12 protein-coding genes are annotated in these 15,746 nt (G+C 46.4%); 2 read left to right on the forward strand and 10 right to left on the reverse strand.

From position 1 onward, the window contains the following. Positions 1-11 precede the first annotated feature (11 nt). Both mutL and mutS read right to left on the reverse strand, forming a co-directional pair. A complete protein-coding gene (mutL, locus tag MHH86_RS17390) occupies positions 12-1,997 on the reverse strand; it encodes a DNA mismatch repair endonuclease MutL (RefSeq protein ID WP_036687745.1) in 1,986 nt (661 codons plus the stop codon). A 42-nt stretch (positions 1,998-2,039) separates the two neighbouring features. Next, positions 2,040-4,769 (reverse strand): DNA mismatch repair protein MutS, encoded by a 2,730-nt coding sequence (gene mutS / locus MHH86_RS17395; protein WP_036687747.1) that lies wholly within the window; start codon positions 4,767-4,769, stop codon positions 2,040-2,042. A gap of 207 nt (positions 4,770-4,976) precedes the next feature. Here mutS and MHH86_RS17400 point away from each other — a divergent pair, with 207 nt between their 5' ends. Further along, positions 4,977-5,774 carry a GNAT family N-acetyltransferase gene (locus MHH86_RS17400; protein WP_036687750.1) on the forward strand — a complete coding sequence of 266 codons (798 nt, stop codon included), beginning with the start codon at positions 4,977-4,979 and terminating at the stop codon, positions 5,772-5,774. A gap of 16 nt (positions 5,775-5,790) precedes the next feature. Here the strand turns inward: MHH86_RS17400 and MHH86_RS17405 are convergent, their stop codons facing one another. The 7 genes from MHH86_RS17405 to MHH86_RS17435 all read right to left on the reverse strand — a co-directional run bounded on the left by MHH86_RS17405 (position 5,791) and on the right by MHH86_RS17435 (position 12,988). Further along, positions 5,791-7,101 carry a hypothetical protein gene (locus tag MHH86_RS17405; RefSeq protein WP_051491531.1) on the reverse strand — a complete coding sequence of 437 codons (1,311 nt, stop codon included), beginning with the start codon at positions 7,099-7,101 and terminating at the stop codon, positions 5,791-5,793. A gap of 150 nt (positions 7,102-7,251) precedes the next feature. Beyond that, positions 7,252-7,809, reverse strand: coding sequence for an outer spore coat protein CotE (locus tag MHH86_RS17410; protein WP_036687755.1), 558 nt, complete (start codon positions 7,807-7,809; stop codon positions 7,252-7,254). A gap of 226 nt (positions 7,810-8,035) precedes the next feature. Next, the gene (locus MHH86_RS17415; protein ID WP_051491532.1) at positions 8,036-9,058 is read right to left on the reverse strand and encodes an HD-GYP domain-containing protein; all 1,023 of its coding nucleotides are present in this window, start codon (positions 9,056-9,058) and stop codon (positions 8,036-8,038) included. A 164-nt stretch (positions 9,059-9,222) separates the two neighbouring features. Next, complete coding sequence (locus MHH86_RS17420; protein ID WP_036687757.1) at positions 9,223-10,209, reverse strand: aromatic acid exporter family protein; 987 nt, start codon at positions 10,207-10,209, stop codon at positions 9,223-9,225. Between the two features lie 93 nt (positions 10,210-10,302). Further along, a complete protein-coding gene (locus MHH86_RS17425) occupies positions 10,303-11,139 on the reverse strand; it encodes an ABC transporter permease (RefSeq protein WP_036687759.1) in 837 nt (278 codons plus the stop codon). Beyond that, a complete protein-coding gene (locus MHH86_RS17430) occupies positions 11,139-11,915 on the reverse strand; it encodes an ABC transporter ATP-binding protein (protein WP_036687761.1) in 777 nt (258 codons plus the stop codon). Before MHH86_RS17430 ends, MHH86_RS17425 begins: the two co-directional genes overlap by 1 nt. Before the next feature lie 50 nt (positions 11,916-11,965). Beyond that, on the reverse strand, positions 11,966-12,988 hold the full coding sequence (locus MHH86_RS17435) for an ABC transporter substrate-binding protein (protein ID WP_038571597.1): 1,023 nt from the start codon (positions 12,986-12,988) through the stop codon (positions 11,966-11,968). A gap of 271 nt (positions 12,989-13,259) precedes the next feature. Here MHH86_RS17435 and MHH86_RS17440 point away from each other — a divergent pair, with 271 nt between their 5' ends. Beyond that, entirely contained in the window at positions 13,260-14,963 is a 1,704-nt protein-coding gene (locus tag MHH86_RS17440; RefSeq protein WP_051491554.1) for an alpha-amylase family glycosyl hydrolase, read from the forward strand. Here the strand turns inward: MHH86_RS17440 and MHH86_RS17445 are convergent. Next, positions 14,950-15,630, reverse strand: a complete 681-nt coding sequence (locus tag MHH86_RS17445; RefSeq protein ID WP_036687996.1) for a hypothetical protein — start codon at positions 15,628-15,630, stop codon at positions 14,950-14,952. The genes MHH86_RS17440 and MHH86_RS17445 overlap by 14 nt on opposite strands. Between the last annotated feature and the right edge of the window lie 116 nt (positions 15,631-15,746).

The following is a 15,746-nucleotide window of genomic DNA, read 5'->3' on the forward strand; positions in this document are numbered from 1 at the left end:
AAAATGTATAATTACATAACCCGCTTGAACAATTTCTCTAAATCATAGGATGAAAAAGAGATCACAATCGGCCGTCCATGTGGGCAAGTATACGGTTGCTTGCACTCTGCAAGTCGGGATAACAGAGCTTCCACTTCCTGTTCTGTTAGTTTATGGTTGGCCTTAATCGAGGCTTTACATGAACACAGAATCGATGACTTTTCTCTTAGCTTCGCAAGATCAATCATACGCTCACTTAAGACCCACTCCGCCATTTCTTCAACGACCGCCTTCTCATCCCCTTCAGGAAACCAATAGGGCAAGGAACGAACGAGAAAGGTTTGTCCGCCAAAGTGCTCAAGGTATACCCCGGCCTGCTGAAACCAATGTAGACGTTCACTAAGCTGGCGACTTTCAGAAGGCGTGAACTCCAGCGTAATCGGCAGTAGCAGCTCCTGTGAGGCATCCTCCGGCCGACCAAATTTCTCATAGAAGTATTCGTAATTAATTCGTTCATGTGCCGCATGCTGATCGATTAAATAAAGCCCTCCATCATTCTGAGCAATAATATACGTCCCATGATGCTGACCTATATAATTAAGCTCAGGAAAGGCCGGAAGTCCAGGCTCTTCTTGTTGTGGTGGAGCCCATAGCTTCTCAACCGAAGGGAGCTGCTTCTGCGACATTGAGGTTTCTTGCGGGCGATAGCTATTGGAATAACTAGTATTCGCACTAGTTTGGCGCCCCTGCGAAGATGAAGACGGATAGCCTGACCCGTAAGCTGGAGCCACCTCGCGAGCCACCTGATGATCCGCCTGACCTTCCTTGCTAAAATCACGGGTATTACGGTCAAGGCTCGATGACTGTAGTCCACTTAAGAAGTTGGCAGATCCCGTGGGAGCTGTATCCTTCACATCACCAGTCGAAGATGACGGTGGAACGGCCCCTTTGGAAAAGGCAAATTGCTCCTGAATAAAGGAGCTGCTGCCCTTGGGTCCGATTGTTTCCTTGCTTGGACGTGGAATCAGACTTTGCCCCAGCAGTATTTTGCGGATCTCCTGCTCAACAAAGGTGTAAAGCTCATTCTCTTTACTAAATCGAACCTCCAGTTTTGCTGGATGTACATTGACATCTACCAAAGAGGGGTGCATATCCAGTTCAAGAACTAATAGCGGATAACGGTTAATCGGAAGCAAGGTATGATAAGCGCGCATGATTGCTGCGTTCAGACCATTACTGCGAATATAACGTCCACCGACAATAGTAGTGATTGCATTTCGATTGGAACGAGTCCATTCTGGACGACTAATATATCCGGAAATCCGGTAATCCAAGTCTTCTGCCGTAATCGGCAGCATTGCTTTGGCGGCATTGGTTCCGTAAACAGCTGCGATGACCTGCAGCAGATCACCATTTCCGAGCGTATGCAGCAGCTGATTGCCATTATGATGCAAGGTAAAAGAGATCCCCGGATGAGCGAGCGCCATGCGGTACATGGCATCTGAGATATGGCCCAGCTCCGTCTGAATACTCTTCATATATTTCAGCCTTGCCGGCGTATTAAAAAATAATTCACGAACGGCAAGATCACTTCCCCGGCCGGAAGGAGCGTCCTCATTTCGTATGAGATTGCCACCCTCAATGTCTACTAGGCGCCCTTTGCCGTCATCGGCAGTTGCAGTTAGAAGCGATACCTTGGATACCGCGGCAATACTGGGAAGTGCCTCTCCGCGGAAGCCTAAGCTTGTGATTTGAAATAGATCACGGCCATTCAGAATTTTACTTGTAGCATGCCGGTAAAAGGCGGTCTCACAATCTTCAGGATCAATCCCAGAGCCATTATCTTTAACGCGGATGCTCTGCAAGCCCCCCTCTTCTACCGATACCTCAATTCTTGTACTGCCAGCGTCAATCGCATTCTCGACAAGCTCCTTTACAACAGAAGCTGGCCGCTCTACTACTTCACCCGCAGCAATCTGGTTGGCAATATGCTCGTCCAATATATGAATTTTGGCCATTTCATTCACCTCTTATTTAGGCAATCAATTATTATAAAATCTTTATTGCAGATCCTTAACCTTCATCTTCAGCTCGTTCAACAGACTCATCGCCTGCAGCGGCGTCATATTCATAAGATCAGCGTCACGCACAGAAGAAATGAACTCTTTTAGCGCGGGATTCTCATGGATTTCAGTTACCGCTACTTGATGTGCACTACCTTTGCGGTTCTTGCGTGGTTCTTCCTCACCAAAGATAGACAACTGAACAACCTCATTTTCTACAGGTGCCTCAGTGATGACACTTACGGCTTGCGCCACGGAAGATGTGCTAGCAACTTCTCTTACAGCCGCCTGTCTTTCGAGGCTTCCCCCGTAATGAAGTTCAGTACCACCAGGATGGGCTGCCTGCTCAATGCTCTGTAAGAGACCATAAGCTCGGTCAATAATCCCTTCAGGAAGACCCGCAAGACGTGCACAATAGATCCCATAGCTGCTGTCAGCCGCTCCAGGAACTAGCTTGCGCAGGAAGTTTACTTTATCGCCGCTCTCTTGAACAGCCATAGAGTAATTCCGAAGTCCTTTAAGACTCCCTTCCAAATGAGCCAATTCATGAAAATGGGTCGAAACTAGAGCTTTGCAAGAAATAACATCATGTACATATTCAATAACCGCCTGAGCGATGGCCATACCTTCACTGGTCGAGGTACCTCTTCCCAGCTCATCAATAATAATCAAGCTGCGAGCTGTTGCTTTCTCTGTCATAACCTGGATGTCAGCCATTTCCACCATAAATGTACTTTGACCACCGATCAAATCATCAGCTGCTCCAATACGAGTAAAGATCCGGTCTATAAGCGGAACTTCAGCACTGTTTGCTGGAACAAAACATCCAATCTGAGCCATGATGCAGATCAGCGCCACCTGACGCATGTAGGTGCTTTTGCCCGCCATATTAGGACCTGTAATTAGAAGAATGTTACCTTCTTCCTTACTCAGCGTGCTTCCATTTGCAATAAACGCGGAATCTTTAAGCACCGCCTCCACAACAGGATGACGGCCCCCTTCAAGCCGAAGATCATAACCATCCGAAAGGACTGGCTTCACAAAACGATGTTCGGCACTAACTGCCGCCAAGCATTGATACACATCAATCTCGGCAACCTTTTCTGCAAGATTTTGCAGGCGGGGAATTTGCCCACTGATGCGATCACGCAGCTCGGTAAAGAGGCTGTATTCCAAATCCGTCATTTTATCCTGAGCTTCAAGGATGAGTGCTTCCTTCTCTTTAAGCTCAGGTGTGACAAAACGCTCTGCGTTGGCAAGCGTCTGCTTACGTTCATATCGTCCTTCCGGCAGTGCAGCCAGATTGGATTTGGTGATCTCTATGAAATAACCGAAGATTTTGTTATAGCCGATCTTCAGTGACTTAATGCCAGTGGCCTGTCTTTCCTTAGCTTCCAGTTCAGCGATCCACCGTTTACCGTTACTGCTAGCTTCCCTAAGCTCGTCCAAACGTTCATGATAACCGGAACGGATAATTCCACCGTCGCGCACAGACACCGGGGCATCCTCGACGATTGCGCGGTCAATATCCTCTCGCAGCTCAGCGCATTCATCCATACTTGCACCGATCTCTCGTAAAGTAGCTGAACCGGAGGTCATACATAATTCCTTCAATGCAGGAATTTGCGCCAGCGATAATTTCAGAGCATTCATATCACGTCCATTGGCGCTGCCAAAAGCAATACGACCCACCAAACGCTCCAAATCATAAATTTCTTTAAGCGCTAAACGCAGGTCCTCGCGAACGATAAACTGATTGTACAAATAATCGACAGCCTCTAGGCGCCGTTCGATCGGAGCTCGCTGCAATAGCGGCTTATCAATTCTGCGACGCAACAGACGGGCGCCCATCGAGGTTTCCGTTCGATCCAGCAGCCAAAGCAGGGATCCTTTTTTGGAGCGTTCACGAACCGTCTCGGTTAGTTCAAGATTCCGGCGTGTAAATGGATCTAGAATCATATAATTGCCTGGTTCATAAGGAGAAATCTGACTAAGCTGCCCTAACGAACGCCGCTGGGTCTCATTCAGATAAGAGATCAGAAGCGCCAGACATTGTCCACGTTCCTTCTCTAGACGTACCCATGCCGCTTCACCGAACTGACGACGTGCCAGCTCCTCCTCGCGTTTCTCCCAAGGGGTGTAAACTACAGGTTTGGCTAACAGCGGCGTTTCGCTTCGCAGGATCTCCAAAAGTGCAGCGTCTCCGATGATCTCAGCCGGTTCATAAATGCCAATCTCATCACGCAGCCATTCGGCTCCAGATAATACCGAAGTAACATACAGCTCACCAGTTGTTAAATCGCAGGCAGCTAATGCCATCATTCCGTCACTTTCGGTGACGCAAACGAGGTAGTTATTGCTCTTGTCAGCAATGATTTTTCCATCCATCACGGTTCCTGGTGTCACGACGCGTACAATATCCCGCTTCACCATGCCTTTAGTGACTGAAGCATCCTCTAACTGCTCACAAATGGCGACTTTATATCCTTTTTCTATCAGGCGTTGAATATACCCCTCGGCGGCGTGGTAAGGCACTCCACACATAGGGATTTTCTCCTCACCTCCGCCTTCGCGGCCTGTCAACGTAATCTCAAGCTCCTTGGAAGCCAAAATGGCATCTTCAAAGAACATTTCATAGAAATCGCCCAGTCTAAAAAATAGGAAGGCATCCTTAGCCCCTTCCTTTACCTTTAAATATTGCTCTATCATCGGCGTATATTGTGCCATGGTCAACCTCCATGCCTATTTAATGCTGTCCCCCATTATAACAGAAAATTGATGGACAAAGTTACCCTGAAACCTCACATTAGTACAACGAAAGACTAGAATACTTATCAGACAAACACTTACAGGAGGTATATTCTTCTGCTTTTAAATATTGTAAAATCTTAACACAGAGCGTCAGCCCATATAAAAATCAAAGGAGAATACAATATGATACGAAAGCTAACGAAGGATGATCAAGAGCTGCTGATGGCATTGCTGCGGAAAGAGCCGGCGCTTAATTTATTTATCATTGGCGATGTGGAGAATTTTGGGTTTGAACAGGATTTCATGGATTTATGGGGAGAGATTGATCCAGCCGACGGGCGGATAAAAGCCGTTCTGCTGCGCTTCTATAGAAGTTACCTTCCTTATGCAGATGGCCCTTTTGATGTCGAGGGGTTCGCTGAGATTATCCGAAAGGATAATGACATACATATGATCTCCGGAGCCTCAGAGGTGGTGAAGGCTTTTGACGGGGAAATTAATTTCAAACAAGTAAAACAGCTGTATTTTGCTGAATTAAAAGATATGAACAATAAAATAATTGAGTCCTTCTCTTCAGCTGAGCCTATCAAAAAAGCTACAGTTCAGGATGTAGAAGCGATTTGCGCACTCACCGATACCATTGAAGAATTTGAAAGCAGCCGGAATGGTTCAAGAACCAGCCTGCGTAAAACGCTGGAAAGCAACACCGGCCGCACGTATTATATGGAACGGGAAGATAAGGTCATTGTCACAGCTTCAACTTCAGCGGAAAATTCCATGTCAGCGATGATTGTCGGGGTTGCCACACATCAAGCATTCAGAGAGCAAGGCCTTGCTTCGCGCGTAATGGCACAGCTATGTGCAGACCTGCTTCATGAAGGAAAGTCATTATGCCTCTTTTATGACAACCCACATGCCGGAGTTATTTATAAACGACTTGGCTTTCAAGATATCGGTTCATGGACCCTCGTTAACATGTAGACCAAATAGTAAAATATCACATTTTTACTTTGCTGCACCATAACTCACGTATATCACGCGACTCATCCCACGTCCGCTCAGCGGCAATATATTCGAATAAAGGCTCGATATAGGGGGCGGCAATCTCGTAGCCGCCTAGGGAACGCAGCTGCGCCAGCAATGGGGGGATTGCGGCGCGCAGCGGAGGTTTATCGCCGCTGTAGTAGGCGATATGCAGGTCTTCCCGGTCGAGCGGGCGTTGCGTCAGGTCCTCATAATGGCTCACGATCAGATGAGCCAGATAGACCGCGCCTTTAGCGATGACCGGGGATACCAGGAAGCTCGGCAAGGTCCGGTACTCGAAGCCGCCATGCGGCTGAGTCCGGAAATCGCCGAGCACGCCGTATCGGGGACGACGCGCCCCTGCGCGGACGTCTTCGAGCAGAAGCATGGGCAGCGCGAGATAGTTATCGAGCGCGCGCAGCAGCGGCGCCGTCAGCGTCACGCCGCTGAAGTGCAGATGGCCGCCGAGGGCCCAGCCCGTCAGCGGCATGCCTCCCGCCCGCCAGCGCAGCGAGCGGTCGGCGATGAGCCGGTCCGCCAGCGCCGCGGCGGACATCAGCTGCGCCAGCAGTGCGCGCGGTTCCCCGCGCGGCTGAGGGCGCAGCTCGGCGACCGGGAACGCGCCGCGCGTTCCCGGAGGTCCGGCGTCGCAGCCAGCGACGCCGTCCGTGGGCAGGTACCGCGACGCAGGCACGACGCGGCCGGTGGATTCCCGGAGGATGATGAACTCCGGGTCCATACCCATCAGCAAGCCGCTGCGGCCCGGCTGCTCCAGAGCCTGCTTTCGTTCCAGCGCTAACGCTGCGGAACGATAAGGCTCGGGCAATCGTTGCCCGGAGGTCTTTACTAGTGGAGTGACTCCCTCCACCACATACCTCCGGTTCCCCATTGCCCTCAGCAGTACCTCACCGCTATCCAGCCCCAAGCTGTACAGCGTGCGGACAGCAATCCGCTGGAGCAATTTCATCACCCCGCGAAGCTCTCCCCGCACTCGGCCTCCCGTGGTATTGCTCTCGGCATTAGCAAAGCTCACAGCTTCGCTATAATTATCGGTGGCCGCACGCATTCCAAGACCCGCTCCAAGCAAAGAGATGTGGAGCACAGTCAAATGATAAACCAATATCTTATAACACTGCCTGTGCCCCTTCTCAGTAGCGTGTAAAGCATATGTATCGACAAAACGTTTTACAGATGGCGTCAGCGTTGCTTCAACTCCGCTTCTAAGCAATCTAGACTCTCTCTCTGCCACAGACAATTCTGAATACACCTTAAGACCTTCATTCATACTCTTTAGCGCCTCCATCCGAGCGTGAACCTTTTTTCATCCTAAAAATAAATAAAAAAAAGGAGGGCATTCGCCCTCTACGCCGCCGCACTCCCTACATATAATGGACCATAACCCATTGATACTCAGTTAACGGCGGCGTATCCTTCCTTACAGCTCATCATCCAGATTGTCAGGGTCCAGATCATCGTAATCGAAGCTATCACCTTCAAAATCATAATCCTTGTCTTCTGGATCATCACTTTGCTCAGTGACATACACACGGACTTTGGTCTCAGCCACCAACTCCACTTCGAATTCGCGCTCTACGCGAAGTGTCACACTGCCTCCGCCTGGCGATACGCCCGCTTCTACACAGTTGGGTTCCTGCGTTGCCTCCGCAGAGACCTCAACTGTTGAAGTGCGGTGTCTCGTGTCCAGGTAGGAAAGCGGGATGAGCTCCACATAAGAGACTGTTTCCTTTGCTACCTCGGTCTGCTTGTTCTTGTCGTACGAGTACCAGATGTTTACATCATAAGTACCAATTACTTCGATTCCGTTCCCGGCGGCAACCGCTTCGTATTGGTGGTTGATAATCCAAGCCCCCAAAATACTAGTCGGATGATGTGGCGGAGTCACGGTATGGGTTGCTGTAGAGAACTTACGACCTTTGCCGCAAATTGCCTTCGTAATGATCTCCCTTGTTTGACGTTTATGGCTTAATGACATCTTTGAACCTCCTCCATACAATCATTCACTATCAAGTGTATGCAGGTTCTAGGCATTTGTTGATTGTTAGACTATAAATAAATTTGAGTAAGCCCTCAAGAAGGCTTTTTCAGGAGACTCATAGTTCATTTTATTTCAAAATTTGTACATATATGAGTAGATTCCAAAAATGGTCCAACCTGTTCCAGAGCCATTCCTGACCCCTAAAAAAACCTTAAAACACCAGCTATTGCGGGATTACCCGCACAATTCCAAGCGATCTATGTTTGCTTAAGTCAATAAAATCCTCATCAATATTCACCAGTGGCCGCAAAGGGTCTGTAGCAAGAATCATAACAATTTTTCCTTTTCGCCCATCTGTCAATTCCACTTCGTTCCCTAGCATTGACTGCATTAACTTATTAATAAACACTCTGCAAATATAAGGGTCGAGCTTACCGAACACACTCTCCTCCATTTGCAGTAATACTTCGTATAAAGGAGCCGCTTTGCGATAAAAACGGTCGGAGGTCATCGCGTGAAACACATCAGCCACAGCAACGATTTTACTGAAATCAGTAATCCGGTTCCCAAGCACACCAAATGGATAACCACTGCCGTCCATTCTTTCATGATGCTGTAAGGCTACTAGCGCTTGGGTATGGTTTGTGCCTACCGTATCCCTGATCATCTCATACCCAAAGGTCGTATGCTTTTTCATCAGCTGAAACTCTTCGTCGGATAATGGACCGGGCTTGGTTAATATGTCATCCGGGATTCTCATTTTGCCGATATCATGAAGAGTCGCTGCAATGGTCAACATGCTCAAATCCTCAGACTTTAGCTTCAGCCATTTGCCTAGCAAGGTAGATATTATGCCCACGGCTACATTATGTCTGTATGTATAATCATCTTTGGTCTGCAAAGCAGCCAATACTCCGTAGAAGTCATTCTTTTCGCTTACCTGCTGGATAAACGGAATCACTTCATTTCTAACTTCCAGCATAGGAATTCTTTTATTTTTGTTATGACGAATCTGTTCAAAAATATTCTCAATCGCAGCTGTACAATCATCAATTGCAAGCTGGAAAAATTCCGCGCTATCCAGCTGGACGACGTCATGAGATTCCAGAGTGATCTTATGTTGTCGAATTAATCTAATATGTTCAGCACTCAATAAAGTCAATGCGGGTAAAACAAATACTCCTTTGTCATTAAAGAGGTTAGCTACAAGTTGTTTTCCGATAAATGATTCCATATCTTTGTCCATACGCCTCACCTGCCAATGCGGAAAATTCGTATATGAATTTCCTGCTTGAATTTGAACTCACCCTATAATTGTTAATCCCTTTCGGAGATCAACTTTTAGTTCATACATATTTTATCGTGATTTCAGGGGCGAATGTTAATACTTCACTTTATTAAAGCCTAATTTTAAGCTTTTTTCCGGGTGAGCAAACGTTTCTCAGGCTTATAGCTGACCGGTATTTTATGGCGTTTCGCAATTTTCAAATAAAGTGCCAATTCTCTGCAAAGCTGCAGAATCGCTGATCGCACTTCGAATTCCTCACGTGTCTCCGGCAAATCCATGCTTTCAAATTCTTGTTCAAGCTCTTCCAGCAAATGTTCCGTGCGGCCTGTATATTCTTCAGCCAAAACATCTCCGCTAAGCTGGTCGAACAATTCAGCTACCATCTCTCCATGCGGTAAATGGCGATATACTTGAGAAATCAGCTGCATCATGCTTTGAATCGATTCCAGCTGCTCCTTACGCATATAGAAATAGACATTCCAAGCTTCATCAGGATGAATCACATGATTCTCCATCTCACGAGTAGCGGCAGTCAGTCCCCGCTGCACTGCATTATCCGCATCAATTAATTCTTTGCCATCCCACATATACGCAGGTTCACGCAAAGTACGGGCCATCTGAGTAAAAATAACTGAAAAGTATCGATCCACTTCCTTGCGGATTCCATAAATAACTCCCCCGGTCTGTGGCATGTAAATCAAGTTAACCACCCCCGCTGAACCGAGACCTATGGCCAGAAGCTCTACTTGCTGCAACAACACATGAAGCGATAACTCAGCTTGTCCAAAAACACGAAACACAATAACAGAGCTAGTGACAATCCCTTCCTTGTAGCCAGACTTCACAATCATCGGAAAGCCAACCAGAACGTATAGTCCAAGCACCCAGTAATGAAACCCTAATATCCAAAATAAAATACACCCAAAAAAGAGTCCCACGAGCGAGGCCAAAAAACGCGCCGTTATCGTCCGGAAACTCCTTTTCAAGGTAACCTCCACACCCAAAATGGCTAAAAGCCCTGCACTTTGTGCATTGGGTATGCCTACTGCAGACGCGAGAAGAACGGACATTAACGTCGCAGCAGCTGTTTTAATCACACGAAATCCCATAACCCTATCTCTCCTTAAAAGCACTAACCGTTAATAGGTAAAGATATAGACATGTTACAAGATTTTGTGTACGGACACAACGTTACATTAGACTTACCGCCGGTATAACAAGCGCTTCTCCAGATACACTACCAGTTGATACATTGCCGTTGCTACGGCTGCGATAATCAGCAGACTGGACATCACAAGCGTGAAATTAAACACCTGGAATCCATATATGATCAGGTACCCAAGACCGGATTTTGCTACTAGAAACTCTCCCACGATAACCCCGACCCATGACATACCCACATTCACCTTTAGGGTAGAGACAACCGTTGGAAAAGATGCCGGAAGAATCACTTTAAAAAACACCTGAACTTTAGAAGCTCCAAAAGAACGAACCACCTTCACAAGATTAGGATCCACACTACAAAAGCTATTGTAAACAACAAGTGTAGTAATGATCACCGTAATCGATAAGGTTGTTACAACGATAGCGGTGAAACCCGCCCCGAACATTACGATAAAAATCGGCCCCAAGGCCACCTTCGGCATACTGTTAAAGACAACCATAAACGGATCAAGCACCGCTGATAAAAACGGAGACCACCAAATAATCACTGCCAGCAGCGTTCCTAACAAGGTTCCCAGAACAAACCCTACCGCAGTCTCTCCTACCGTCATCCCCAAATGAGGCCACAAGCTTCCACTGATCATATCCTGCCAAATCTGCTTGAAGATTTTTGTCGGGTAGCTGAACAATAACTCATCAATCCAGCCCATTCTTGCTCCCGCTTCCCACAGCACAAAGAACAGCAGCAACAGACTGCTTCTTACAGCAATTACCTGATTACGCTGGCGCTGCTTTCTTTTTTTGAAATCCACATGCATTTGCTGCAGCCACAGTTCACGGGAAGCTAAAACTCCCGCTTGCTCTGTTCGTTTCATTAGCTTTCCCTCCCTGCGATCTCCATCTCTGTCCATACTTCATGAAAAAGCTCCGCAAACCCTGGCTGATCACGCGCATACAGCGGTGGGGCTGAGCGGATTAGCTCCGGAACAGGAAACACTTTACGAATCTTCCCTGGATTTCGCTGCAATAAAATAACCCTACTGCTGACCGCAATCGCTTCTGACAGATCATGCGTGACCAAAATAGCCGTGGTTCCCCGGCTGCGTAAGGTCTCTGAGACTAAATCCTCCAGCTGAAGTTTGATCTGATAATCAAGTGCCGAGAACGGCTCGTCTAGCAGCAGCAGTCCTGGATTGGTAGCTAATGTTCGTACAAGAGCCACCCGTTGCCGCATCCCTCCGGATAGCTGAGAAGGATAGGCATGTTCTTTCCCTTCTAATCCCATCTCGCGAAGCAGCTCCAAAGTCCGTTTATGGCTCTCCTCGTTTATGCTTCCGGTCAGCTCCAGTCCAAGCACAGCATTGTCAAGAATACTCCGCCAAGGAAAAAGATAATCCTGCTGCAGCATATATCCAACCTCAGGTGAAGGGCCTAGAATGGGTTGGCCATTTACGAATACTTCACCCTCAGAGGGCTGCAGCAGTCCGGCAATAATCGATAGGAGAGTCGTCTTGCCACAGCCACTTGGACCTACTAAGCTGACGAACTCTCCCTGCTCGACATTAAGATTTAGATCCTCAACGGCCAGTGAAGCTTCCCGATCGCCGAGATAGGCATGCGTTACTCCCTTTAATTGCACTACTGGAAGCAAGGTCATCCCCTCCTTATAGTTAACAAAATCCATTTAGGATCTTATCTCTCTTATTTAGAGCCACTGCTCTTTATGGTCTTTTCAGCTTTTTCAGCAAAAGTATTGTTCACGATTTTTTCTGCTGGAACACGTTCTTTAAGTTCACCTGCGTTATCCATAACATCCAGCAGATTATTCCATTCTTCATTATCAACAACCGGATTAATGGCGTAGGTGTCCTGTTCCTTGTAGCGTTTTACAGCAGAAATCACAATGTCACGATCCGTTTTATCAAAATAAGTTATTATGGCATCCGTAATTTCTTCAGGACTATGTTCCTTCACCCAAAGCTGAGCACGCTGGATGGCATTAGTGAACTTTTGCACGGTGTCCCCATTTTTGCTTATATAGCTGTTCTTTGACATAAATACTGTGTAAGGTAAATAACCGCTCTCTACCCCAAACGATGCCACTACAGCTCCCCGGTCTTCTCGTTCGAAGATAGAGGCCTGCGGCTCAAACAGCTGCACATAATCACCAGTACCTGAAGCAAATGCACCGGCAATATTAGCAAAATCGATATTTTGGATCAAGGTAATATCCTTCGCAGGATCAATTCCTTTTTTAGATAAAGTAAACGCGCCTGCCATTTGTGGCATTCCGCCTTTTCTTTGACCAAGGAAGGTAGAGCCCTTCACTTTATCCCAATTAAAATCTCCATCAGCCTTCCGGGCGAACAGGAATGTTCCATCCCTTTGAGTCAGCTGTGCAAAATTAATGACCGGATCATCCGAGCCCTGCTGATACACGTAAATGGAGGTTTCTGAACCAACCAACGCCACATCAATAGCTCCTGAGAGCAATGCAGTCATCGTTTTATCGCCACCGGGAATCGTCTGCAGTTCTACATCCAGCCCTTCATCTTTGAAGAAACCTTGAGTCAAGGCAACATACTCGGGTGCATAAAAGACAGAGCGGGTAACCTCCCCAATCTTCACCTTTACCGTCTCTGACTTTCCGCCGCAACCGGCAAGTACTGAAAAGCATAAAGTAATGATCATGAGCGACAATGACAGCTTTTTCCGAATCTTCATTCTTCATTCTCCTTTCTTACCGGGTCCTTCGCCCTTGCTTAAAGCATATGCACATGCCTACTGAAAGGTTAAAATCCCGTATATCGTGGGGAATTAAAAGAATATCCATGATATCAGCAGTTTTTATTGAATTTATGGATAAATATCACTGGATTCGCTGTTTTTATATCTGTGCAAACGTTTTACCTGAGGATTTGATTACAGTACTATAAGAATTAAAGCGCTTACCATTTCCTTTATAGGAAAATTGCAGCAGAAGGGGTTATTTTATATGGATAAACGAGCAACACCTATCGCCAAAAAACACACAATAAACGGACTTTTGGGTCTTAGCTTAACTGCCTTTCTGCTCTCCGGGTGTTCAGGAAATAATAACAATATTTCTTCCTCTGCCTCCCCTTTTCCATCGCCAAAAGCAAATACTGTTCAGGATACTACAACACCTCCCGCTGCAAAAACGATAACTACTGACGAACAACCCTCAACGGTTTATTATGAGATTTTTGTTCGTTCATTCTATGACTCTGACGGGGATGGCATCGGTGACCTCAAAGGGATTACCAAAAAATTAGATTACTTAAATGACGGAAATCCTGACACTACAGACGATCTGGGGATCGGTGGGATTTGGCTTATGCCTATCAACCCTTCACCAAGCTATCATGGTTACGATGTGACTGATTATCGTGCAATCAATCCAGATTATGGGACGATTGAGGATTTACAGGAGCTCGTTACGGAGGCGCATAAACGTGGGATTAAAGTAATTATGGATTTGGTCGTGAATCACACCTCCAAAGAACATCCTTGGTTCGTAGATTCCGCTAAAAATAAGGACAGCAAATATCGCGACTGGTACATATGGGCTGAAGATCAAGGACGTCCGGCGAATGGAGCCAGTGCCGCTGGTAGTGGCAATGCATGGCACTCTTTACTGGGTAGTCATTATCTAGGTGGCTTTTGGGAAGGCATGCCTGATCTAAATTTTGATCATACGGAAGTTCGTAATGAAATGAAGGATATCGGCAAGTTTTGGCTGGAACAAGGGGTTGATGGATTCCGTTTAGACGCTGCTAAACATATTTACGAAGACCTTCTAACCGACAAAAGCCAAGCCACAACCCATAAAAATGTATTTTGGTGGCAGGATTTCCGCAAAGCGATGAATGAAGTGAATCCTCAAGCTTATATTGTTGGTGAAGTATGGGAGAATTCTGCAGTCACCGTAGGGGCTTATTTGGATCAAGCCTTTGACTCCAGCTTTAACTTTGGTTTAGCAGAGACTCTTATTAATTCCGTGAAAACTGAAAAAGACAGCGGGACTGCCTTTACGCTGGAACGTACGTATAATCTGTACTCCAAAATATCTGAGAGCCATTTTACCGATGCGATTTTTTTGACAAATCATGATCAAAACAGAGTCATGAGTCAATTAGACGGCAATCTGGATCATGCAAAAATGGCAGCAGCCCTGCTGTTAACCTTGCCTGGAAATCCTTTTATTTATTATGGTGAAGAAATAGGAATGCTTGGTGTAAAACCAGATGAAGGAATTCGTGAGCCCATGAGATGGATGACAGCGGATCAGGGTGAGGGGCAGACTACTTGGGAGGTCGGCAGCAATAACGCTGATGATGTTAGCATTAATGTCGAAAGCCAGACTAACGACAGCAGCTCACTGCTTAAAAGATACCGCGAACTCATTGCGTTAAGAAACGAAGTCCCAGCGCTCCGTGATGGCGGAATTCGAGACTACACTTCTGGCAATGCAGGGGTAATGGCCTACGAACGTATAACAACAGAGGATCAACTCCTCGTTGTTCATAACCTAACTGGAGATGAACAAATCATTACGCTTCATCCAAATGTTGAGGGTATCTCTTACACCAAGATCCAAAAGACAACTGCTGACAAAGTGACCTTAAATTCAGATCAGCTTACTCTTCCTCCCTATTCAACGGTTATTGTGGACTAGGAAAAGCGGAGGAATGAAACACCCACTCTGCCACAGAACCACATAATTGTGCTTTCGATATAGGAAGAGCTACAATCCAGTCTTGGGAAGGATCGCTGCTCATTCGCAGCAACCAGCCACTTGAATGATCGCTTATGAAGCTAGCATACTGAAACTTCCAGCCATTTTCACTAGAAATACAGAGTCGCAATTCTCCCTCTGCGTCGAAGCATTTCATCACTTGTGCAAGATGGTTGGAATGGACATCATCTCCTGTCTCTGCAGCTAAACACTCTGAGAGTCTGTGAACCGTAGAGGAATCAGAGCCTTTTTTCAGCTCCTCGAACCTTTTTTTTGACATTAGTAACGCCGGAATCCCGTGAGCAAAGGGCTCCATCGCTCTCTCACATTCGAACAACTCGAGACAAAAGCTCTCTGTTTCCTCTCTGTTCTTCAGCACACACGGAGGAGAGTCCGGTGTATTATTGCAGTAGGCTAGTATTTTATCCTTATGTATTTGTAAACACAGATCTTTAGTTTTCTCCTTCTCTCTATATTTGAATCTACCTATCCTTTCTGCTGTAGACGCAGTATTTAACAATTCATTTAATACTACTTGGTCGGTTACCCGATCTGGAAATAAAAATTCCGTTAAATCCGTTAAATCCGTTCGTTCTTTCTCATTCACATTATTGTATCCTTCCTGTATTACATATAAATGTATATTAAACTAGCAATCTTTATGTTATCATAAGCTAATTTTAAGGTAAAATTAAGAAACAAGGGGTATGATCATTAACATGA

It is taken from the genome of Paenibacillus sp. FSL F4-0097 (assembly GCF_038593125.1).
GTDB classification, from domain to species: domain Bacteria; phylum Bacillota; class Bacilli; order Paenibacillales; family Paenibacillaceae; genus Paenibacillus_AQ; species Paenibacillus_AQ odorifer.

Coding starts and splice junctions, on each gene's coding strand:
- MHH86_RS17435 (WP_038571597.1), bottom strand. CDS start 12,988: ATGAAGATTCGGAAAAAGCTGTCATTGTCGCTCATGATCATTACTTTA.
- MHH86_RS17400 (WP_036687750.1), top strand. CDS start 4,977: ATGATACGAAAGCTAACGAAGGATGATCAAGAGCTGCTGATGGCATTG.
- MHH86_RS17410 (WP_036687755.1), bottom strand. CDS start 7,809: ATGTCATTAAGCCATAAACGTCAAACAAGGGAGATCATTACGAAGGCA.
- MHH86_RS17425 (WP_036687759.1), bottom strand. CDS start 11,139: ATGAAACGAACAGAGCAAGCGGGAGTTTTAGCTTCCCGTGAACTGTGG.
- MHH86_RS17415 (WP_051491532.1), bottom strand. CDS start 9,058: ATGGACAAAGATATGGAATCATTTATCGGAAAACAACTTGTAGCTAAC.
- MHH86_RS17420 (WP_036687757.1), bottom strand. CDS start 10,209: ATGGGATTTCGTGTGATTAAAACAGCTGCTGCGACGTTAATGTCCGTT.
- mutS (WP_036687747.1), bottom strand. CDS start 4,769: ATGGCACAATATACGCCGATGATAGAGCAATATTTAAAGGTAAAGGAA.
- mutL (WP_036687745.1), bottom strand. CDS start 1,997: ATGGCCAAAATTCATATATTGGACGAGCATATTGCCAACCAGATTGCT.
- MHH86_RS17440 (WP_051491554.1), top strand. CDS start 13,260: ATGGATAAACGAGCAACACCTATCGCCAAAAAACACACAATAAACGGA.
- MHH86_RS17405 (WP_051491531.1), bottom strand. CDS start 7,101: ATGAATGAAGGTCTTAAGGTGTATTCAGAATTGTCTGTGGCAGAGAGA.